This is a genomic window from Granulosicoccus sp. 3-233 (assembly GCF_052681095.1).
In genome coordinates, this window is record NZ_JBQYLE010000011.1 from 114,396 (window position 1) to 137,196 (window position 22,801).

Consider the following 22,801-nt stretch of genomic DNA (forward strand, 5'->3'; position numbering starts at 1 on the left):
CCGGTAGCCGGTAGCCGGTAGCCGGTAGCTAACCAGCCTGCAGCCGCTGCGACTGTTGCCGCCCTTCACGCTCCAGCAGACGGGTTATCTCCGGACCGGCCAGCGGACGGCTGATGAGGTAGCCCTGTACTTCGTTACAACCAAGTGCATCCAGCGTGGTCAGTTGCTCATTGGTCTCCACGCCTTCTGCCACCACCAGCAGGCGTAACGTATGAGCCATGTTGATGACCGATTCGACAATGGCACGACTGCGCTCACTGCTCTGCATGGCAACGATGAAGGAGCGATCGATCTTGACAGAGTCCAGAGGCAGCTCGGCCAGCAGTCCCAGAGAGGTATACCCCGTTCCGAAATCATCCATGGAGATCGATACACCGGCATCATGCAACTGACCGAGCGCGATTCGGGCACGCTGTGGTGACTGGATGATGGAGGTTTCCGTCAACTCGATCTCCAGCCTTGGCGGTGCAAGATCGGCACGCTTCAGCGATTTCAGCACATCGGAGACCAGGTCGGCATCACGCAGCTGTGAGGCCGACAAATTGACCGATACGCTGATCTTGTCGAGCCCCATGCGATCCCACTCGAGCAGCTGTGCCAGCGCAGCATCAAGCACCTGATGGAAGATCTGACCGATCAGGCCATTGGTTTCGGCGATCGGTATGAAGTCCGCCGGTGAGACATTGCCGCGAGTCGGATGAGTCCAGCGCACCAGAGCCTCGACACTGCCAATCGTGCGCGTTGCCAGATCGAACTTGGGCTGAAAATGGACCTCGAACTGGTGTTCGGCAACCGCCTGATACAAGTCTGCCTCCAGTTGCAGGTATTCGCGGGACATCTTCTCCATGTCTGCCGATGCGAAATGATACGCCACCTTCTCCGGCAGCCTCGCCGCCTCGAGTCTGGCGCCTATCGCGGATTCAAGCAGTTCATTGGCCAGGTCCCCGCAATCCGGATACAAAGCCACTCCGATATTGAAACCCGGATAGATGGTCTCACCCTCACACTCGACCGGGTCCTTCAGCACGCGACGTATGCGCGTGATGATGGGCAGCGCCTGATCCGGCTCCTTCAGATCCGACAACAGCACACCGTACTCGTTGTCAGCCAGATGAGAGATGCTGTGCGCCTCGTTGATGCGTGTCACCACATCGCTGGCGCGAAGCTCATCCTGAACTCTGTCCAACACCGTCTTGATCATGACTTCGCACTGCTGATGACCGAGACTGGACAAGAGTCGCTGCAGGTCCCTGACCTCGATGGATACGATAGCCAGCGAGCGATCCATGCGTTCGGCGCGCAACAGCTCGTTTTCGACCGCATGCATGAACAATTGCCGACGTGGCAGGCGAGTCGTGTGGTCGTGGCTTTTCAGCATCGCCACTTCTTTCTTGTGACGATGCACTATGGCCTGAACAGCATCAGCATCACGCGCGAGGCGGGTTTCATCCGATCCGTCGGCAGCCTCAGGCTCCGTCGAATCCGACTCTGCAGCGCGTGAGATCCGCTCCGCCGGGGTTGCGGTTTCCTGCCCATTGTCCTGGAGCGCTGATGCGTCCCTTTTCTGTCGTTCATCATGGGCAGCCTTGTTGGCCGCCAGCATTGTCAGCGTGTCAGGCTCGTGCACGACAACACGGTTGCGGCCCGATTCCTTGGCCGCATAAAGAGCCTTGTCTGCTCGTTCCAGCATGGCATTGACACTATCCTGTGACCGATCCTCGCGCGTCAACTCGCTCAGGCCCAGACTGGCCGTGATGCGAGGCACAGGTACAGTCACATCGTTTGCCAGTTGCTCCACGGCCTCGCGTAGCGCTTCAGCCATTTCGGTACCACGTTCCAGCGTCGTATCCGGCAGAACCAGGACAAATTCCTCACCACCGTAGCGACCTGCAATGTCCTTCGCCTCGCCAACCAGTTTCAGTTGCCCGGCTACCGCACAGATGACCTCGTCTCCCGCTGCATGACCGTAGTTGTCGTTGATTGCCTTGAAGAAGTCGATATCCAGCATCACACAGACCAGAGGCTGTCCATTTTCGAGGGCATGGTCGACCAGTTCCTTGAAACTGTCCATCAGCTTGCGTCTGTTGAGCAGGCCGGTCAAGGGGTCGAGCCAGGCGAGCGCTTCCAGCTCACGGTTCTTCTCGGAGATATGCTCCTGGGTCTTCTTGAGCTGGTGAAGCGTCACCGACAGCTCCCGGTTCTTCTTCTGCATGGCACTCATGTCGTTGAGAGTCACCATGACGCCGCTACGGGAGGGGTCCTCATCACCAACGAGGGTACAGCTGACCACGATCAGTCTCTGACCGTCGTGACCATCGAGATAGAGGTTCTGATCCGATACCCCCAGGCCTGTATTGAACGCAGTCTTCCAGGGTGATTGCCAGGCCTCATCCTTCATCCAGGGCCAGTCGTCCAGCAGCTTGCCGATGAGTTGCTCTGGCGCCTGACCTGTCATGCGCGCCGCCGACTGATTGCCCAGCATGATACGCAGATTCGAATCCAGAATGACGACACCTTCGGTAAACAGATTGAATGCCGAATTGACTCGACCTGGAACCGCCTGACTCGGATCGATCTGCAACAGGGCGCGTCGCAGAAACACGATGAACATCAGGAATGCCCCAACTACCAGAAAGCCGAAATACCTGGCATCGTCGGCCAGACGACTGATATGTTCATAGGCGACGCGCACATGCCCCCAGGTGGATTCACCGTCGAAAATGGGGACGACCATATGAGTTGCTGATGATCGGCGATCATCGGGCCTCAGCAGACTGCCATTGCCGTATTCCGCCAGCACCTCTCCCGAGGACTGTGTCAATGAAGCAGCCAGCACATCATCACTGCGACGCACGAATTCCATCAGGGCGTGCTGTACCGCGCGATCGTCTGCCAGACCGATCATCGTCGACAACTGGACGGCCAGGCTCTCCGCCACCACCTTGCGAGACATCTGCCTCTCGGCAAAGGGATTGCCACGCAGGGAGAACAGATCAGCCAGAAACAGCATGCACAGCACCAGCATGGCCAGACTGGTGGCCAGCTTGATGGCGTGAGAGCGTCGCAACAGTTGCCTGAGTCTCTCCATCAGCGTCACCTCAGAGCACCTGTCACTGCGGACACCGGTTTGCTTTTCACTGTTCTACAGTGTCGCTGGAGGTGTGCAGTCCGGATGCCGGGTCGATGCTGACAGTACACTTCTGACCAGCGATCAGCTGCCCATCGGCATTGTCCAGCAACAGACGAATCCCGAAAGTGCCACTGCTGGCATCCAGCAGGGGATCGACCACATCCACCACGGCAATGACCTCGGGGCCACCCAGCTCCGGTTTCACCCTTGCAGTATCACCCTGCCGATACTTGCCGAACTCACTCAGTGGCAGCACCACTTCCACTCGCAAGGGGTCGAGCTGGGCTATGGTCATGATGGGGTTGTCCTGAACGAACTCGCCGGCAAAGCTGCTGTGCTCAACCACCACCCCATCCACCGGGCTGCGAACGATCCTCTGCTCCAGCAAAGCTTCAGCGCGGAGCATTTCCAGTTCCAGCTGTCCTGCATTGTCCTGGGCCTGCTCCAGCGCTGCCTGTGCCACCCGGTACTGGGCGCGAGCCTCATCCAGTTCCTGCGACGAGATCAGCGATTTTCCATGCAGCCCGGTGGAGCGATCCAGCACGATACTGGCCAGTTCCAGATCGGCTTCACGGGCCGTTATCTCGCCGCGCATTCCGGCCCGCTTGCGCGCCTGTTCGACGCGACGGCGCTCGACAGTGGATTTCAATCGCGCCACCACGTCCCCCGCCGCAACACGCTCTCCCCGGTCCACCTCAAGTACCTCGATAAGCCCCTGCGTCTCGCTGCCAAGTTCCAGCACCACCATGGGCTCCATCAGACACTCATGTGTGTTCACTGACGCAGACGCAGCAGATGCGACAGTCTCTTGCGCCCATGCGCCGGTTGCAGGCAGCAGCAGACAGATCACGACAAGGTAATTCGGCATGCGAGATACAACACGCATTGGCAAGGTACTCCATGACCTGTTGATTGCACTATTCACTCCGACCTCCAACAGCCAGTATGCGTTGAAGTTGCGTCTGCCCTCTGGCAACGGCAATTCTCTGCTGCCGATGACGGCTTTCCACTCGACGCTGTGCCCTGCGGATCAGGGCTGCGACCAGGCTTGAGTTGCTCGTTGTCGAGCCTGCGGTTGCCATTGACAGCAAACGCTTTGCCAGGGCGCCGGATTCCAATTTCAGTACATCGTCATCCACGCACAGGATATCCTGACAGGAACCGGGTTGACCCTGGCGAGCGGCCCGCCCCTGCAGTTGCCTGTCCACACGCCTGGAGTCATTGATCTCGAGGTTAAGTACATGCAACCCTCCCGCCTCGACAACAGCGGCCTCCGGCTTGATATCCGTACCGCGTCCGGCCATGTTGGTTGCAACCGTTACCTGGCCGCTACGGCCGGCTGCGGCCACGACCAGAGCCTCTGCACTGTCCTGACGGGCGTTGAGTACTTCGTGGTCGATGCCATGCGCACTGAGAAGCCTGCTGACCTCGTCGGACAGTCTGACCGTTCTCGTGCCAACCAGGATGGCGCGACCACGAGAGCGCAGCAACTGCACCTGCTGCAGCAGCATCTCCAGTTGTATCGTTCGCGAAGCGGCAATCTGAAGTGGCAGCATGCGGCGGCGCGACGGCCGCACGGGCGGAACGGACAGCACGTGCGGGCCATACACCCGTCGCAGTTCGCCACTGGCTTCCTTCAGGGTGCCGCTCATGCCGCAAAGCCGATGATATCGAGCAAAGAATCGCTGGTAGCTCAGGGAGGCGATCGGATTGGACTCATCACTGACGGAACAACGCTCCTTGACCTCGAGCAGACGGTGCAAGCCGTGCTGCAGTCGGCGCTGCGGCGTGGGTCTACCGGTTGCCTGATCGATCAGTTCGACTCTATCCTGCTGTACCAGGTAGTCGACATCTCGCTGATGAAGATGCAGTGCAGCCAGAGCCTGACACACTCTTTCCTGGCGATAGCGCTCGAACTGCCAGGAACCGGATAACTGCGCCGTTCGTTCGCGCACCAGACGCAGGCCCGAGTCCGTCAGGCGCGCCTGTCGGATCTCTCGTTTCAGCAGATAGTCCCCGTTTTCCTGCAGACTCCTGGCAATGGCCAGCGCTACCGCGGCTTCACTCATTGACAGCCCCTCGCCAGCACTCGTCTCGGACAGAATCAGCGGCGTACGCGCATCATCGATGAGCACGCTGTCGGCTTCGTCCACGATGGCAAAGCACAACCCTCTCTGCACGGGCAGGCCGGGTTGCTCCTCCAGCAGATCGCGCAGACTGGCGGCCAGACCGTGACGATCATGCTTGAGTATCTGAGTGTCACGCAGATAATCGAACACCACTTGCTGATGCGTGCAGTAGGTGATATCGCAACCATAGCCCTGACGTTTCTGTGCCTCATCCTGCTCCGCCAGCACCAGACCCAGCGACAGGCCGAACCAGCGATAGACGGGCTCCAGCTCCGCCGAGTCTCGCGAGACCAGATATTCGTTGGCACTGATGACATGTACCGGCACTGCCGCCATGGCCATGACAATCGCAGGCAGAGCCGCAGTTACGGTCTTGCCCTCACCCGTGTTCATTTCAACGAAGTGGCCGGCCAACAGACACCAGCCGGCATACAACTGCTCATCGTGCAGGCGTATCCCCAGACTCTGTTCGACGGCCACCCGGATCATTGCGAAGGCCTGCACCAGATCCAGCTTGCGCAACTGCCTGGCAGCCAGTCGCTTCTTCAGGTCCAGCAGCACGCAATTGCGGGCAAGCAGGTCCAGTTGTACGAAGTGCGTCTCGGCCTCGGCAATCGCCTTCAATCGTTTGCCGAAGCGGCGCAGACTGCGCAACTCGGAATCGACCCGGTGCGCAAGCAGCTTCTGAAAGAATTCATCCACACCATCGCGATCCGCCGATGCTATCACCTCAGGTCGAGGCCCCAGCCGGATGCCGGGACGCGCTATGTCCATCGCTGCGATCATGCCGACTCCCTTTCCAGCCACAGCTGTCTGATGAAGACGTTCAGCCGGTTGAGCAAGGTGGCCGACCCATGATCAAAGCGCACTCGTACCCGCGATCCGATTGCCTGACTGCTGGCATTCTCGGGCCAGGCCAGCTCCAGATCGAATACCGCATCCTGTACCCTGACACCTTCCTCCAGGGCCTCTGCTGGCAGATCTCCCCCTCCCAGCGTCGTCAGCGCCGCTGTTGCCACACGATGACTGGCCTTGGGTGTCTGCCGTGTGATCCGACTGCTGTACGCCTGCCGGGATGAGTCAGCACCATCGAGCAGGACATCCACCTTCACCGTATTGTCTCGCAACCAGACATGGTCTTCCTGCTCCAGCGCCAGTCGTATGGTGCGATTGTCTCCGGGGACGACATAGCCTGCGACTGCATTGGCCGCCAGATAGCGTCCTTCGAGTTCGACACTGCCTTCCACCAGAAAGCGCCCGGCTACCCCGGCCCTGACCTGCATCTGCTGCAGACGATCCACGGCCAGATCGTAAGCAGTCTGGATCGAACGACGTTCGAATACCAGGTTCTGATGCTCGACCGGGTCGCTCAGCAGCAGGCCGGCACGTTGCGCGTCGAGGCGTCGCAGGTCGGCCTCTAGCAAAAGCACGTCGGCACGGCGCTGATCATCGATGCAATCGAACAGTCGGGCACCAGCCAGCACCTCGCTACCGGGGGTGACATACAGCCGCGTGACCTCACAGGGCTGTGCAATACGCAGCACTGCCTGCTCCGGTAGCCACACGATGCCATCGGCAACCGTGACCTTGGGCAATGGCAGGGCAACGGCAAGGCTGGTTGACAGACACAGCAATACGGCGACGATGAACACCACGCGCCGACGAATGTCCTGCGCCTGCCTGCCAATGAAGCGGACCGCTTTCCAGGCAGGCAAGGCAAGCGATACCACAAAGACATGCAAGGCCAGCAGAACACCGAAAAAATGGTATTGCCCTGAAATCATCCAGGCAATGAAGAACATCAAGGCCACCCGGTAAACGGAAGACAGCAAGCCGTAGGCGATCAACCACCAGCGCTCGCGCGAGTCCGACAAGGTGATCGGAGAATCATCACTTGCCCCCAGCATCGTGGCCAGTCTACCCAGCAGATACTGCCGTGAACGAGCCGCCAGATTGGGAATCTCCAGCCAGTCCGCCAGCAGATAGTAGCCATCGAACTTCAACAGTGGGTTGCCATTGAACAGCAAGGTCGACACCAGGCCGATGAGCATGACTGACAAGGCGGCATCCTGTACCAGCCCTGTCGAATTCAGCCAGACCAGCGCCGCCATGGCCGCCAGGGAAATCTCGACAAGAATGCCCGCTGCACTCACCAGCATCCGTTGATATTTGCTGGCAAACATGTTGGCGGCACTGGCGTCCACATAGGGATTCGGTACCAGAACCAGCAGAGCCAGACCACATTCGCGCACCTCACCGCCATAGCGCTTGACGACAAGGGCATGTGCCAGCTCGTGCATGACTTTCAGGACGGGATACAACACGGCCAACAGCAGAACATTGACCGGGTTGAAGTATCGGTTCTCACCCAGATGGGCACTGAGTTCATCCCAGTGAGGCAGCAGCGAATACAGGGCAAACACCCACAACAGCCCGGTGGCAGAAGCCAGATAGACAAAACAGTGGCGAGGTATCAGCCGATCGATTCGACTGACGAGACGATCCGGATCCAGCAGGCGCAGCCGCAGATACAAAGGGTTCATGAACCGCTGGCCGCTGTCGCGCTTGCGCATGCGGTCTCGTCGCCCCAGAATTTCCTCGGCATCCAGCCGTGCGTCCACGACCAGCAGATCCGCTTCATGCAACTGCCCCAAGAGAGTAATCAGTTCACCCTGACTGGCGGCTGCCTCACCCTGACTGGCAAGGCCCGCCTCCCAGATCTCCTCCACCGTTCGACGACCGTTGAACTGCGCCAGCAGCTCGTAGGCCGACAGACCGATACGGTGCCAACTGCGTGTCGAGGCCCGACGCAGGATATAGCTCGGTTGCAAGCGGTACACATGACGTACCACCCTGACATCGGGCGCCAGTGCCGGCATCAGCCCCTTGACGCGATACCAGTGCTCACTGAACAGGCTCGAGTCAGTCATCCGAACCACTCCCAGCGCTTGTGCCTGAACCAGTCACCGAATTCATGCGTCCAGGTCCACAGCAGCGAGGCCGAGCCGACGTCGATCTTGCCGATGCCTGTCTGGCCCGGCAGCAGCACCGCCTCCGGCTGTACCAACGCGGCTTCGACACGAAAACGGTTCATGCCGTTCTCGGGCAATCCGACGGGATGTATGGCAGTAATCGTGAAATCGATCGCGTCTCCCGGCAACGCCTTCAACGACAGACGGCCCTGGTCTCCCATCGAGACGTTGCTGATGTCCTTCTCGTCCACCATCAGATGCACGGCGTAGCCATCGGGCGGGGCCAGCTCCATCAGTGTCTCACCCCGCTTCACCGGGGCACCGACCATCTGCGACAGATCGCCGCTGACGATGACACCGGAGACGGGCGCTCGCACGGCAGAGCGTGACAGTTCCGACTCCAGCAACGCCAACTGGGCCCGGTGTTTATCGGCATCAGCCTTCAGCATGGCCATCTTGCGACGGTCGCCGGCGGCCATTGCCGAACGCAACTCCGTCGCTGTACTGGCCAGCTCACTCTGCCAGCGGGACTGCTCGACCAGCAGTTCGTCGGTATCCAGTTGCATGAGAGCGTCACCGATACGGACCAGATCACCTGCGCCACTATCCACAGACTGGATATAACCGTCGCGAGGAGCGGATATCACACGCCTCTCCAGCGGTACCAGCTCGGCGCTGGCCTTGACCCTGAAAGGCACCTCGACCACGGCAGCCGTGAGCAGCATAGCGATGGTCAACAGTGCGATCAGCTTCAGTTTCATGTATCGAGGCGCAACACCCGCCCCGAAGACACGCATCATGCTCTCCCGGGCATGTCGTACCAGGCTGCGTTCCGCAGCCAGACGCACAGCGATCAGTGGCGCGAGAACACTGGCGATATGACTGATCAATTGCAGCGTCAGAGGGGCAATATCAATGGCAGAATCACGCTCCAGACACAGCACAGCCACGCATCGTCTCTCATGACACAGCGGCACCGTCACCACCTGCCGTTCCTGTCGACCGGCAGCCAGCAGGCGATGTGCCTGCAGGCCGGTGTCGGCGGAGGGCGACGCGGACAGGTTCAACAGCTCATCACGTTTGCTGGATTCCAGCAAAGCGGCTCGCAACAGCTCGGTCTCACTGGTCCGCTCCTCGATGGTGGCCTGCTGTGAAATCGCAGCGACTTCCATGACACGACCGCGTCTCAGGCCGAACGACACGCGGGTGCATTGCAACTGATTCTTGATGGTGTTGGCAGTCGCCATCAGTGCCCGATCAAGACGCGCTTCGGAACTGAAGTCGGCCAGAAGCTGCAACACGATGGCCTGACGCCGAGCAAACAGCGCCGTTTTCGACTCGACGATCAATCGGCGATGCCTGGATGCAGACGACACCTGTCCGCCACCCGCATCATTGGCTGCGGGTTTCAGGCGCGCATCAACTCCCGGCGCAGAAGAACGCCGGGCAGATGCCAGATCTGGTTGAGGTGACAGGCTCATGGAGTGGCGAGTAGTGAGATCTACAGCTCATATGTGGACGGTCTCTCACTGAATAGCGGCAGGGCTGCGGCGATCTGAATTCACCTGCGTAACGACTGCCATCATCTGCCATGCGCCCGCCATGACGGGCGATCGCCCGGCCATGGACTACTCATCCGGCAGGCGGATCACGCCTGCCAGACCATGCTGCGGGTCAACGACTCTCGGTTTGACCCAGTTCCGGCAACACCGGGGCAGCGAAGACCTCATCCAGCGTGATCGACTGGCACAGCGCCAGATCAGAGCGTAACTCCTCACTCAATCGCAGCTCGAGATCCTGCGGGTGAATGCCGATACGGACGGTGCCGTTCAGGGCCGCCATTCGGCGATTGGCACGATTCCATGCACTCAGAACGCGGCTGCGCAGCACCGTGTCCGCCTCATAACCCAGCAGAGGACCCAGCTTCCACTGACCCGCATGAAGATCAACGACTCCCCTGACCGTCTCGACAAGCCCGAAGCCGGTGCTTCGCAGCTGTGGCTGATCGATGCGTCCAAGCGCCCAGGCTGGAGGGACGTACAAGTCGGGCGATGGCAGCTGGTGCAAGGCAAACCACTGGCGGCAGCGATTCATCATGGTGACAATCCCCCCGGCATCCAGTGCCAGATGCTCGGCCACATTGCGTGACATCAGCATCGAATGCAGCCGATGATATGGACGATCGATGTTGTCACAGTGGTGCAACCAGCCATGCCCTGCCAGCAGACAGCCTTCACTGACCCAGTGTCGCAGTTGCTGCAACTGCGATGCGGACCAGCGTCGACCCGGCACCACCAGTAAATGGACGTTCCGAACGTCATGGCGGTAACACTCGTCGAGACAACGTTGAACCGGGTCCATTGTCTCCGGCATGACATCGTGAATACTGACAACGGCCGCCTGGCCGGGGCGTAGCCTGTTCATGCGACCAATACATTCGTCAGGGTGGAAGGGGCGTTCGCCTGCACGCGTTGCAGGGTCTGCATCCAGGAGCTGATATTCCAGGAATTCAGATCCACCGCTCGTTGTCGAGCCTGCGTTGCCAATGCCTGCCTGAACTCCGGACTCAGGCCACACAGTCGCTGCAGTGTGCGTGAAGGGGTCTCGTCATCGGCCACGATGAACAGCGAATCGGCCAGTTGCGGCCATTCCGAGATACCACAGGTAGCCGTGACAATGACCAACCGGCCCCGCGCCATGCCCTCCAGCGCAACCGTACCGAAGGACTCCACCTTCGAAGGCAGCAACAGCACATCATGCTGATCCATCAGGCTCAGCAGATCGGTTCGGGCCACCCATCCCAGATAGTCCAGATTGGGCAGTTCCCCTGCAGCCTGTTCGACGACGCTACGCATCGGGCCATCACCGGCAATCGTGAACCGGATATGAGGATGGCGCCTGGCCGCGTCCAGCACGTCCGGCAGGTTCTTCTCACCGGCCAGGCGTCCCGCGAACAGTACCGCGTCGACCGAGCGATTCAGCGGCATTGCCGGCAGTCGCACGAACTCGTCGGGCACTGACGTCCCCATCAGATTGGCTGCTCGCGCTCCGCCGGTCATCGCCTGACGCAGCATGTCTGGCGAATTGGCCAGCACGGCAGCACCGTGCCGAAACAACAGACGGTTACACCAGTTCAGGTAGCGTTGGCAGACAAAACCGAAACGATTCTGCCAATACAGGGTAGCCAGTGCTTCATAGTGCGTATGGAATCCGACGATCAGCGGAATGCCCAGCTTTCTGGCAATCAGCAGGCCCGCCAGACCAAACGGCCCCGGTGTCGGCACGATGATGACCGTCGGTCTGGACTGGCTGATCGCCCGCCACAGATGGGTTGGCCGCGGAACCGAGATCCTCTGGGTATGATCCCCCGGCAATGGTGCGCTCAGGTAGCGATAGCCCGGTGACGCCTGATTGCCTGGATGAAACAATACAGCACTGTCGACATGCCCTCGCAGTTGAACCACGAGATCCGCGTAATAGGAACCCACGCCGTTTCTGTCGGGCTCCGCATCGCTCAGCACCACAACGCGCATCGAAGGCCTTGCAAGGCTACTCGCCAGTGGATACGGTTGCTCAGCGGTCGAAGCCGTCATGCGGCGCTGTCCGCACCTGCCCTCTTCCGACGACACTCTGTCATCGCCATTTGTTATCGCTGCCCGCGATTCAGGCAGCTCCGCGACCGAGGGCCATCGCTCAACCGTTTTACCCTTGCGTGGGCCTGATTCCGTGGATTCGCTCATGGTGCTTCGCTGCTGGTGTGCCAAGGTGTCTGGTTTCACAGTCGATTCTCCGGGGCATGTCGCCAGGCCTGAAAGCGATCGAATCGAGCCTGCGCATCGGGGGATTCCTGCCGTGCTGGTTCGATGGTTCCCGGCCGTAGCGGCTCACGGGCTTCCAGTGCAGACAAGGCCTGATCCAGCGCGTCAGGGGAACCGAGCAGGAGTTGCTCATGGATGTGTTGCATGGCCTGTCGCGGCTCTCGAGACAGACGTGCAAGTGCAATGCTGGCACAACGCTCCGCTGGCAGAGCCTGTTTCAGACGATCCAGATTGCGGTAGTAGAAATGCAGCGTATCGAGCAAACGACGCTCGAAGTCGGGACAGACGCTGTCGGTAAACAGTTGTCGCCGGGCATCGGCAAGGCTGCGCAATTGTGAGCGCACGGCCATCGGAGCATCACGCTCGCAGACGATGAAAACGCTATCCGGAAACGCCTCCGCCAGACTCAGCGCCAGACCTGCAAACGATGCGTTCTTGGACAACATCTGACAGTGCTGCCCATGAAAATACACATGTCTCTGCAGCAGCCTTCGGTAGCGCTTCACGACCTGCCTTGCCTGCTGCCTGTCATCCTTGTCGTCTGCTTGCGCCAGTTGCCACAGCCAGTGGCATTCGGGAAACGCCAGCACCAGCAGAAAACAATCCAGCGTCGACATCAGCAGCAGAAAATCCTCCTCCGGGGAGCGCAGCCCTGTGGGGTGGACCGAATCCAGTGAGCTTTGCAACCGTTGCTCGAGCTTGACGAGGAATCGCGCAAGGTATCCACCACAGCGCGCATCCAGCCGGGCCACCCACCCGAGAAGGTGGCGTTGGCTGATACTGGGAGCAAACAGGGCCTCCCACAGCTGTACCGTCGTGTATCGCGGATCGGATGACAACAGATGATGGGTATGCGTAGTGCCACTGCGCGGCACACCGAGAATGAAAACCGGCCGACGCAGGCGAACTTCCCGGTAACGTCGGAACAGAATCTCGTCGAGCAGGAGACCTGCCGCATTCAGCAACTGCACGGCAAACAACAGTGCCAGGACCGGGATTCCCAGCGCGCAACGCATCAGATGGATCTTGCCACCCGGGAACACACCGGGAAATGCCAACTGTCTCAACAGGCTGCCCCAGCGACAAATCGATGAAGCGCATGCTTTCAGGCACAGCATGACAACTGCAGCAATGGTCAGAACCCTGGCCTCTGCAGTGCTGCTGCTTCCTCCAAGCCCGGATACCTGCGCATCCGTTGATTCTGCCTGCCCGCTATCAGTCACCGTGCAAGGCTGACACCATCATGTGACAGTTGTCTTTCAGAAAAATGACGGTTGCATGAAACGTCCTGACGGACGGCAATCAACTACCAGAGCCAACTCGAAAAGCGATGCCCCGGATGCAATCGCTGCTGCAGCTGCTTCAAAGTAGCGACTTCCTCCAGAAACCGACGATAGGCACGCTGGCGTTGCTGCAGATGCAGGACATGCCTGCTGATCCGGGCATCCACCACGGCAGCATCTGGATCATGGAAGCGGTGATAGGCCATGAAGTGCAGAAAGGACTTGTCAGGCAATGCAGCCATTTGCTTGTGCAGCCCCCTGAGCTGTTGTCGCAACACGCCTTCCAGCTGCCTTTCGTCAGCCGCTGTCAGCTGCTCCTTTGTTTGCGCATGGCGCTCGTGCAGTTGCATCAATGTGATCAGGTCATGATCACGACGCGCCTGCAACAGTCTCGTCATCAACACATGCTTGTCGTCGCGCTTCTGTTCATCGAGCTCCTTGTCCGGATGCAAGGCCGCAGCCGTTTGCTGAAACAGCCTCTTGAACACGGAGCCGTCCAGGCCGCCCGACACTTTCCGCGCAGCGGCCTCATCATGATCAAGATGCCATCCTGCGACACTGTCCGCCGGCCGTGACACGTCCGTGTCTACCAACTGCCGGTCGGCATCGGCATCGGCATCGGCAAGGTACTCGGTTTCACCGGGGAATTCCCATTCAAGACACGCCTCCTGTGCTGCCTGCCGCTCCAGCCATGCCTCCAGCTGATGCCAATCGCCACAAGCACAGTCAGGGTCCAGCGAAACATTCAGGACGCTTGCGTGATGACGGGCAATGCGATCACGTAATGTGTCCTCCACAAATCCGACATCCAGCAGCAGATCCAGCAGCTCGTCTATCCAGGGGGTCAGTGCCATGCGCCGCTTCTTGCCCAGCGTCTTCCGTTCCGAGAACATCAGGAGGCGTCCCAGTGTCTGCCGACACACCTCCGCCACTGCCTGCTCGACCGGCAGTACTTCGGATTCCAGTCTCGTGACCAGTTGGTCCAGCGTGGATTCGAGCCGCGCCTTCTCTGCGCTCATGGTCTCGACCTTCAACCACAGCCGCCGGAAGCGCGATTCACGTGTGTGCCCGGTTTGCCGGCACAAGACAATTTCCCTGTCATTCATGCCGCGAGTATTGCAGGGCATTGTCGCCTCGCAACACCGGCCGACACCGACTACTGGCTATACAATCAGATGCCGGTTTTCACGGGATGGCTGGCGAGCAGGTCCCGCTGGGCGTCGGAAACCTGCAGGCTGGTACTCGAATGACAAACCCTCTCGGTGGGCTCAACCGGATCAGGCGTGTTCTCGCAGATGCTCGATGAACTCGTCGGTCAGACGATTGTTCACCGGCATGTGGTTCTGCTTCTTGTAGGCACGCACGGCTGCGAATGTCAGGCTGCCTGCCAGACCGTCGATCGTCCCACGGTAGTAGCCGGCAACCTTCATGCTTTCCTGAATCATCATGATGTCGTGCGTCGGGGCGGTCGGTGCCCCTCTGTCATTGACCGCCATTCACGGGTTCCTGTCACGAGTGTCGACAGGGACAATACAGCCTACTGGCGGAGCAAGGCAAGATTGGCATTGTCCCAGCCAACCTGAACGGCGTCGCCGACGGAACCGATGGCGAGCTCGGCATCCACATAGGCGCGTAACTGGACGTCCGGTGCAGCGTCGATACTGGCGGTAACCGCGGTACGGCTCCCCATGAACACCTTGTTGGTGATGTGCGCCGCAATGGCTGTATCGGTGCCCGGATGGCCTGGCGAGCATGACAGCTTTTCCAGACGCAGCGAGCAGGTCACCTCCGAGCCTTCGATGGGCCGCAGTCCGCCGGCTCTCGCCCGGATGTGACTGCCATGCCAGTCGATGACCACTTCCTCGCCTTCCATACCCAGGCACTGGCCGCTCAGCAGATTGGTTTCACCGATGAACTCGGCAACAAAGCGACTGGCAGGACGCAGATACAGGTCTTCCGGTGTACCGTCCTGTTCCACCTTGCCCTGGTTCATCACCACGATTCGGTCGGACATGGTCAAGGCCTCGTCCTGATCATGCGTCACGAAGAAGAAGGTGGTATTGGTGCGCCGCTGGATGGCCTTGAGCTCCTGTTGCACCTGGGAACGCAGTTTGGCATCCAGCGCACCCAACGGTTCATCGAGCAACAGCAGGGCCGGATCGGGAGCCAGGGCCCGGGCCAGTGCCACACGCTGACGCTGCCCTCCGGAGAGTTGGTCCGGGTAGCGGGAACCGAACTCATCCAGTTCCAGAAACGACATGACTTCCTGACGGCGGGCTTCGATCTGCGATACCGTCATGCCCTTGAGCTCCAGTCCGAAATCGATGTTCTGCGCGACACTCATGTGCGGAAACAGGGCGTAGTCCTGAAACACCATGTTCACCTTGCGCTTGTTGGGAGGCAGGTGAGTCACATCCTCGCCGTCCAGAATCACCCGTCCGTTGTCCGGCTTCTCGAAACCGCCCAGAATTCGCAGCGTGGTGGACTTGCCACACCCCGAAGGCCCCAGAAAGGTCACGAACTCACCGGCCTTGATATCGATATCCAGATCGTCCAGTGCAATGACGGATCCGAAGCGTTTGGACACGCCCTGCAGCTGGACGAGGGTCTCTGCGTTCTGGCTCATGCTTGTTGCTGCATCCTGATTGATGTTGGGGTTTTCTCTCATCACCGGCCGGCTCCGTTCATGCGTCGCATGGAACGCTCGGCCCAGACGCCCAGGACGGCTGTCAGGACGATGACGATGGTTGAAATGGCATTGATTTCCGGCGACATGCCCGATCGCAGCTTGGAGAAGATCAATACGGGCAGGGTTGGCTGATAGCCTCCCAGGAAATAGGAACGGACAAAATCATCAAAACTGAGCAGCAGACAGAAGATGCCTGCCCCGATCATGGCTGGACGCAGGTACGGCAGTGTCACCCGAGTGAATGCCACCAGAGGATCGGCTCCGAGATCACGAGCTGCTTCGATGTAGTTGGTCGGCATGGTGCTCAGCCTGGCAACGATAACCAGAACGACGAACGGCACATTGTGTACCGCATGCGCCCAGATGACGGCCATCATGCCGGGCTCGATCCCCAGCAGGCGTGCGTAGATGCGAAAGGCAATGGCCGAGATGATGCCCGGCACCACTGCCGGCAGTATGGTCAGACTGAATATCAGCGCTCTGCCGAAGAATTTTCTGCCGGAGAGCAGGACGGCAATCCAGGTTCCGATCATCAGGGAGACCAGGGTCGAGCCGATGGCGATCAGCACCGAATAACCGAAAACGCTCATGACTTCGGTGTCCTGAAACACACGGCCATACCAGTCCAGAGTCCAGCTCTTGATGGGAAAGCCGATGAACTTGGAATCCTTGAAACCCATGATGATCATCATGGTCAGTGGCACGAAGACATACACCACGAAGGCCGCATAGATCAGCGACATCAGTATTCGGGTTTTACCGGTCATCGTTGTCCCCTGCTGGACAGTCGTCCCATGAATTTCATGAACAGTGCGGTAATGATGAGTGAGGTCAGAAATAGGATGCAGGCGAAGGCGGCCCCGGTTGGCCAGCGGTCACCGGCAACGTGGAAGAAGCCGGCAATGGTCTCGGCAAAGACCGTCGTGCCTGGACCACCCAGCAGCACCGGAGCGGCATAGAAGCCGGTGGACATCAGAAATACCAGCGTACAACCCGATGCAATACCTTCGTAGGACAGCGGCAGGGTAACCCGTCGAAAACGGGTCCAGGCACCGGCCCCCAGATCGGCCGCTGCTTCCGAATAGCTGCCCGGTATCTTCTCCAGAGCCGAATACAGCGGCAACAGCATGTACAGGGACGTCAGGTAGATGACCCCGAAACCGACTGAAAATCCGGTGTACATGAACGGGATGGGGCGGTCGATGAAGCCGAGTGATTTCAACAGCAGATTGACGGCACCGTTGTTGCCCAACAGGATCATGATGGCAAAGGTTCTGACGATCTCGCCTACCCAGAAGGGGATCAGCAACAGCAGCAGGAACGCCAGCTGATTCTGACGCTTGACATGCCGGGCCAGAAAGTAGGCCACCGGGTAGACGATGACCAACGTGGCAAAAGTCAGCACAAAGGAAAAGGCCAGGGTGCGCAGAAACGGCATCCGGTATACGGCTTCCTCGAAGAACAGCAGATAATGCTTCAGCGTCAGCTGCGTTTCCGCACCCACCGCCACTGGATAGGCATCCAGAAAACTGACGTACAGCATCTGCAGAACAGGCCCCAGGTGCTGGGTCAGCACCCATATGAAGGGAATGCCCGCGAGCAGCGCGAATTGTCGACGCTCCGATCCGAACAGAAAGTCCACCAGCAACTGGTAGCCCTTCTGCCCGGACAGGGTTCCCCAGAAGGGAACCTTGTCACCCGGACCCTGGCCTGCATTTCCCGACCCGACAGGCAGGGAAGCGACAGGACTTTCCTTTGATTGATTCTGCACGTCAGTTATCACACTAGGCCGCCTTGATCTGCTCCACGGCCGGGTCAACCAGACTGTATTTCATCTCGTTGGCTTCGGCGCGGAAGAACTTCAGACCGGCCAGTTCTTCTTCGGTAAAGGCGGTGGATTTTCTTTCCAGCTCGCTCAGGTGCTGCGCGGCGTCCTTGTAGGTGGAGATGAAGCCGGTCTCGCGGGTCATGGACGCCCCGATCTCGGAAGAGGCCAGCAGGGCATTCAGAAAGGTGTAGGCATTGTCGCTGTTGGGCGCATTGTTCGCGATGTTCAGCGTGTAGACAAAACCGTAGCTGCCTTCCTTGGGAATGGTCATGTCGACCGGGAAGCCGTCGTTGATGAGTTTGGCAATCGGACCGTTCCAGGCATGGCCCAGCGCGATATCCTGATTGATGAACATCTGCTGTACCTCTGCCCCGCCATCGTAGTACTTGCGCACGAGATCCTTCTTGTCGATCAGGAAATCACGGGCCTCGGCAACAATCGCAGCAGCCTTCTCGGGATCATCCAGATACTCGACCATATTGCCGTCATAGCCCTTGTACAGCATGACGATGGACATCATGTCCTGAATGATGTAGGCAGTCTGCTGCTTGTATTTTTCCGAGAACATGACATCCCAGCTGCGCGCTTCATCGGCGGAGACCAGTTCGGTGTTGTAGGCCAGTATTTCGGCCCCGGACAGGATGGGAGCTCCCCACTTGTGTCCGTTGATGGTGGCCCAGTCGCTTTCGGTATAGATGGGGTTCAGATTTCCCCAGTTGCTGAGCCGTTCGCTATCCATCGGTGCCAGCAATTCCGAGTCGATGAACTGCAGAAAACGGTGTCCGGCAACCGTCACGATATCCACTGTGGGCTCTGGCGCTTCCGCTGCCAGAAGATTGAACTGCTTGCCCTGGTCGTCGACCAGACGAATGTTGACCTTGATGCCGGTATCCTTTTCGAACTGCTTGCGAAACGATTCCGGTACGAAGCTGTCGTACGTCCAGATATTCACTTCGCCCGAATCGGCATAGGCTGTACGGATATAGGGCGTGGCTGCGAACACCGTACTGGCGGCAGCAGCAGTGCCCAGAAACTTGCGACGGCTGGTATTGATGGGTTTCATATTCATGTTCTCCGGTAATGTTGGCATTCGATACCTTGAAGAGGCATCATCGAACCTACTACATGTGGCTGTCTATTGACACCGTCCGAACGAAACAGGATCGGACCTTGCCAGGCAGAACAGAATTATCGAGCGGCATGCAGAATGCCGCTACAGGCAGCATCTCGCAGCTGCTCGAGAGCAACGTTCTCCAGTTGCAGAGCGGCCAGCAGATCGTTCTCGGCCGCAAAGTCTCTTTCGTACATGGCCGAAAACAGTGCAACTCCGGCCTCATGCAGAACAGCTGGCTTGCCGACCAGTCGACCCAGCGCTGCTGTCACGACCAGGCCATAGGGGACATCCTCGGTCACGTAGCGACTATCGGCGGTTGCTGGCCCTGTACCGCCGTTCCCCTGTTCATGCATCTGCTGATTCATCTCGGAGATGGATGCAATCGGAACATGGAAAGACAGATGGAAATGCTCGAATATGGTGCGTACCTTCAATCCCAGGGCTTCGGCAATCGCGAGCCTTTCCAGATCGAGGGCTTCCAGCAAGGCACCGATCTTCGGTGTCAGGTTCTGCCCCTGACTCCAGGTCTCGCCTCTTTCCATTCTGCTCATGTTGCCCATTGCAATTCCCATGTGATTCTGAGGATTGAGATTGGACAATGAAATTGCCAGCAGCCCGTCACGTTGCACGAAGCGCTCTCCAAACAGGGATTGACACAGAGCCAGTGCCGCCTGGTTGGCGCTGCTGGGCACGGCGCAGAAATCCACCTGGGCCCGTATTGTATTGACCATGACCGAGTTCATGCTCTGTTGTCGTCCGGTGACAATGGTCGTCCCCCAGGCAATGATCGGCACACTGATATCTCTTTCCTGCAAACGTGCAGCCAGATACAAGGCGCCCAGAGAGGCATGCGATGAAATGATGATGGTGTGATGCGCCTGAACATGCGGCACCAGAGCATCCATCACGGCCTTGTGTCCATAACCCGGCAAAACCAGCATGAGCACATCGTTTTCGGCAGCCAACTGAGCGGCATCCTCCGCCACCGCCGGATGAAAGTCTCCTTCGATGGCATTGCTGGCGCTCAGGGCAGTTCCGCCTTTCAGCGCCCGGGTACGCTCACCGGAAGGTGACCACAACATGGGCTGGTGAGCGTTCTGGCAAAGCAGCGCAGCCGTGCCAAAGGCAATGGACCCGGCACCAGCCAGACCGACACGAACCGATTCGACGCTCATGCTGTTTCTCCACGTCGAACCGGATCGCCCAATACGTGCATCAGCCGATTGGCCCAGCCGAACAGAGAAGAGGACAGCACCAGATCGAGTATTTCAAGTTCGGTCAGACCGGCCTCGCGCAGCGCTTGCACATGGCTCGCACTGGCCCCGGAAGGGGTCTTGGCCAGTTCCCGCGCGAAATCGAAGATGGCCTGATCGCGCGGCCCAAGCTCTGCAGACTCACCGGCACTGAACAGCAGATCGGTTACCGAATCATCCTTGGTCAGCTGCGCGTGACGCGAGGCATGCACGGCAGCGCAGTAAATGCAGCGATTGACCACGGATGCCGCCAATGCACCAATTTCGCGCTCTGCCCGACTGAGCCCACCCTTGTCATACATGATGGCATTGAACAAGGGTGAGCGAACCTTCAGTGTCTCGACATCATGGGCCAGCACCAGCACATAATCCGATACCCTGGTATTCGAGGGAGTTACCTGCAGGGCTTCCAGCTGATCCGCCGTGGCCTCCTCCAGTACAACCGGCTTGACTCGTGGCCGCCATTCCGGCACCCGCTTGGTGAACTTGTGGATGATCTCGCTCATGCCGGCATCTCACTCAGCAGATTGAGCCCCGCCACCAGACGCACCTGATAGGCCATGAAGGCATTCAATTCCGTCAGCCTGACGATATCGGCATCGCTGACACCGTGTTGCTGCAATGCGCTGATATCCGCATCAACGACATCACGCGGACTGACCGCGACACTGTCCATGTACTTGACCACATGGGCCAGGTGCTGCTCACTGCCGTCACCATCAGTGTTGGCGATGGCCAGACAGTCATCTTCCGACATCAATGCCATGTAATGTTCGGCCAGCTCGGGAAGAGCGTTGTTCAGTGCGATTCTGGCGGCGAGCGCGGCTCGCAGGGAATGTGACCAGGCCCCGCAATCCACCGGTTTCAACACCGCATCTTCGGCCTGCTGCGTCATCTGCAGGACATTGCTGCGCGTCTGCAACGCATCCATTATCGGGGATTTGTCGGGAATGCCACTGTAGCGAACAGCAGTCGAACTTTCCATTGCCATAGAGTTGTCTTGGTGTGGTTGTGACACGTCAAGCGTTGTCTTGATGTGCTTGGGACAAGTCGAGAATAGACTTCATGTGAGTGCGACAGGTCAGATGACCTTGCGGGTCATCGATGATTCGGGGAGCTCCGACGGCGTCCATTCGTCACCCTGCAATTCAGGCTTGGAGTAATCCAGCATATGCTGCCAGTGAATGGCAATGTCTTCTTCGTAGAGCCTGGCGGAGAGCGACTTCGCCAACCAGCGAGCACCCTCGGAAATTCCGGGTATGTCGCCACTGACCTTTCCCAGGCTGGCCGTCGCGCCGTAGTTGAAACAATGGACATGCTTCAGCCAGGGTGTCCTGCCCGCCTGCTTTTCCCGGAACGAGAAATCCTCGGCCAGATAGGGAAAGCGCCCCAGGTCTGCATTTTCCTCATCCGCAGGAGGCGTGTAGGCGTCCTCCCACAAGCGTATATTGGCCGCAGCGTCACCCAGCTCGCGACGCGCCAGTGGATCGGTACTGAAGCCGGTACCCAGAATGAGAAAGTCGGTTTCCAGCTGACTGCCGTCGGCAAAGTCGATGAGCAGCCCCCCGCTCGACTCACGCACGGCACTGACCGACTTGCCAAAGTGGAACCAGGCATTCTCATGCCGACTGACGCGTAGCGTAGACCCTCTCGGAGACGGTGTTTGGGTGGCAAAGGAGTACTGCATGAACCGCCAGCGCCATTCATCGGACAGTTCCGCGTAACCCGCAACAAAGCCATAACTGCCGATTCCCATCATCTTGTTGATGGTCGGCATCTCGGTTCGACGGATGAGATGCCGCACTTCGCTGGCACCGGCTTCCAGCGCTTCCGCGGCATTGTCCACCGCTGACGCACCGACGCCCACCACGGCAACTCGCTTGCCCCGCAGGGAGGTGAAATCGATATCTTCGGAAGAGTGAGCCCAGAGTGATTTGTCCACGTCGCTGACGAAATCGGGAATATTGGCCTTGGCAATACCATCGCGCCCGGTGGCATAGATCAGCTTGCGCACGGTAATCGCTGACGCCTCTGCCCCCTCCAGAGTCAGTGCCAGCAGTTCGCCCCGAGACTCGACGTGCGCCAGGCGCACATTGTTCTCGACCGGCACTTGCAATGCCTGTCGATACCAGCGCAGGTATTCCATCCACTGTGGCCGTGGAATCTTGTCCAGCTCATCCCATTGAGCTGCGCCGAAGCGGGCACGGTACCAGGCCTGAAAGGTCAGCGAGGCCATGCCATAGGCAGGTCCCGTCAGCTGCTTGGGCGAGCGCAAGGTCTCCATGCGTGCATAGTTGACCCAGGGCCCTTCGCTACCGGCAGGGCTCTGGTCGATGATGCGCACATTGTGAATGCCAGCGGTGCGCAGCGCGAACCAGACCAGCAATCCGCACATGCCACCGCCGACGATGAGCACATCGGAATCCGCAGGGGTGTCGCGCTCGACATCGGCTACCCAGTTTACCGAGGGATAACACAGGCATTGCAGATCATCCTGCAATCGTCTTTCGAGAGCATCAAGACCGATATCGTCATAGGAAGAGGCAGATTGCGCTGCCGTTGTCGAATTACTCATACCTTTTCAC

At 59.1% G+C, this 22,801-nt stretch carries 18 protein-coding genes; all 18 read right to left on the bottom strand.

Features of this window, described 5'->3' with window-relative positions; genetic code table 11:
• Nucleotides 1-28 precede the first annotated feature (28 nt).
• On the bottom strand, nt 29-3,088 hold the full coding sequence (locus ACUNV4_RS23970) for an EAL domain-containing protein (protein WP_430881170.1): 3,060 nt from the start codon (nt 3,086-3,088) through the stop codon (nt 29-31).
• A 46-nt stretch (nt 3,089-3,134) separates the two neighbouring features.
• Complete coding sequence (locus ACUNV4_RS23975; protein WP_430881171.1) at nt 3,135-4,016, bottom strand: efflux RND transporter periplasmic adaptor subunit; 882 nt, start codon at nt 4,014-4,016, stop codon at nt 3,135-3,137.
• A 31-nt stretch (nt 4,017-4,047) separates the two neighbouring features.
• The gene (locus ACUNV4_RS23980) at nt 4,048-6,045 is read right to left on the bottom strand and encodes a preprotein translocase subunit SecA (RefSeq protein WP_430881172.1); all 1,998 of its coding nucleotides are present in this window, start codon (nt 6,043-6,045) and stop codon (nt 4,048-4,050) included.
• Nucleotides 6,042-8,189, bottom strand: a complete 2,148-nt coding sequence (locus ACUNV4_RS23985) for a hypothetical protein (RefSeq protein WP_430881173.1) — start codon at nt 8,187-8,189, stop codon at nt 6,042-6,044. Before ACUNV4_RS23985 ends, ACUNV4_RS23980 begins: the two co-directional genes overlap by 4 nt.
• On the bottom strand, nt 8,186-9,712 hold the full coding sequence (locus ACUNV4_RS23990; protein ID WP_430881174.1) for an efflux RND transporter periplasmic adaptor subunit: 1,527 nt from the start codon (nt 9,710-9,712) through the stop codon (nt 8,186-8,188). The genes ACUNV4_RS23985 and ACUNV4_RS23990 overlap by 4 nt, the downstream gene beginning before the upstream one ends.
• A 193-nt stretch (nt 9,713-9,905) precedes the next feature.
• Nucleotides 9,906-10,655 (bottom strand): polysaccharide deacetylase family protein, encoded by a 750-nt coding sequence (locus ACUNV4_RS23995; RefSeq protein ID WP_430881175.1) that lies wholly within the window; start codon nt 10,653-10,655, stop codon nt 9,906-9,908.
• Nucleotides 10,652-11,824 (bottom strand): glycosyltransferase, encoded by a 1,173-nt coding sequence (locus ACUNV4_RS24000; protein ID WP_430881176.1) that lies wholly within the window; start codon nt 11,822-11,824, stop codon nt 10,652-10,654. Before ACUNV4_RS24000 ends, ACUNV4_RS23995 begins: the two co-directional genes overlap by 4 nt.
• 182 nt (nt 11,825-12,006) lie before the next feature.
• The gene (locus ACUNV4_RS24005) at nt 12,007-13,116 is read right to left on the bottom strand and encodes a sulfotransferase (RefSeq protein ID WP_430881177.1); all 1,110 of its coding nucleotides are present in this window, start codon (nt 13,114-13,116) and stop codon (nt 12,007-12,009) included.
• Between the two features lie 239 nt (nt 13,117-13,355).
• Nucleotides 13,356-14,438: a hypothetical protein gene (locus ACUNV4_RS24010; RefSeq protein ID WP_430881178.1), complete on the bottom strand. Its 1,083-nt coding sequence runs from the start codon at nt 14,436-14,438 to the stop codon at nt 13,356-13,358.
• Between the two features lie 171 nt (nt 14,439-14,609).
• Nucleotides 14,610-14,828 carry a peptidoglycan-binding domain-containing protein gene (locus ACUNV4_RS24015; RefSeq protein WP_430881179.1) on the bottom strand — a complete coding sequence of 73 codons (219 nt, stop codon included), beginning with the start codon at nt 14,826-14,828 and terminating at the stop codon, nt 14,610-14,612.
• A gap of 41 nt (nt 14,829-14,869) precedes the next feature.
• On the bottom strand, nt 14,870-15,958 hold the full coding sequence (locus ACUNV4_RS24020) for an ABC transporter ATP-binding protein (RefSeq protein WP_430881180.1): 1,089 nt from the start codon (nt 15,956-15,958) through the stop codon (nt 14,870-14,872).
• Between the two features lie 41 nt (nt 15,959-15,999).
• Nucleotides 16,000-16,788, bottom strand: a complete 789-nt coding sequence (locus ACUNV4_RS24025) for an ABC transporter permease (protein ID WP_430881181.1) — start codon at nt 16,786-16,788, stop codon at nt 16,000-16,002.
• On the bottom strand, nt 16,785-17,792 hold the full coding sequence (locus ACUNV4_RS24030; protein WP_430881182.1) for an ABC transporter permease: 1,008 nt from the start codon (nt 17,790-17,792) through the stop codon (nt 16,785-16,787). Before ACUNV4_RS24030 ends, ACUNV4_RS24025 begins: the two co-directional genes overlap by 4 nt.
• A 13-nt stretch (nt 17,793-17,805) precedes the next feature.
• Nucleotides 17,806-18,918, bottom strand: coding sequence for an ABC transporter substrate-binding protein (locus ACUNV4_RS24035; RefSeq protein WP_430881183.1), 1,113 nt, complete (start codon nt 18,916-18,918; stop codon nt 17,806-17,808).
• A gap of 119 nt (nt 18,919-19,037) precedes the next feature.
• Nucleotides 19,038-20,138: an NAD/NADP octopine/nopaline dehydrogenase family protein gene (locus ACUNV4_RS24040; RefSeq protein ID WP_430881184.1), complete on the bottom strand. Its 1,101-nt coding sequence runs from the start codon at nt 20,136-20,138 to the stop codon at nt 19,038-19,040.
• The gene (locus tag ACUNV4_RS24045; RefSeq protein WP_430881185.1) at nt 20,135-20,722 is read right to left on the bottom strand and encodes a peroxidase-related enzyme; all 588 of its coding nucleotides are present in this window, start codon (nt 20,720-20,722) and stop codon (nt 20,135-20,137) included. The genes ACUNV4_RS24040 and ACUNV4_RS24045 overlap by 4 nt, the downstream gene beginning before the upstream one ends.
• Nucleotides 20,719-21,201, bottom strand: a complete 483-nt coding sequence (locus tag ACUNV4_RS24050; RefSeq protein ID WP_430881186.1) for a hypothetical protein — start codon at nt 21,199-21,201, stop codon at nt 20,719-20,721. Before ACUNV4_RS24050 ends, ACUNV4_RS24045 begins: the two co-directional genes overlap by 4 nt.
• Before the next feature lie 96 nt (nt 21,202-21,297).
• Nucleotides 21,298-22,791, bottom strand: coding sequence for an NAD(P)-binding domain-containing protein (locus tag ACUNV4_RS24055; RefSeq protein WP_430881187.1), 1,494 nt, complete (start codon nt 22,789-22,791; stop codon nt 21,298-21,300).
• Nucleotides 22,792-22,801: the final 10 nt, after the last annotated feature.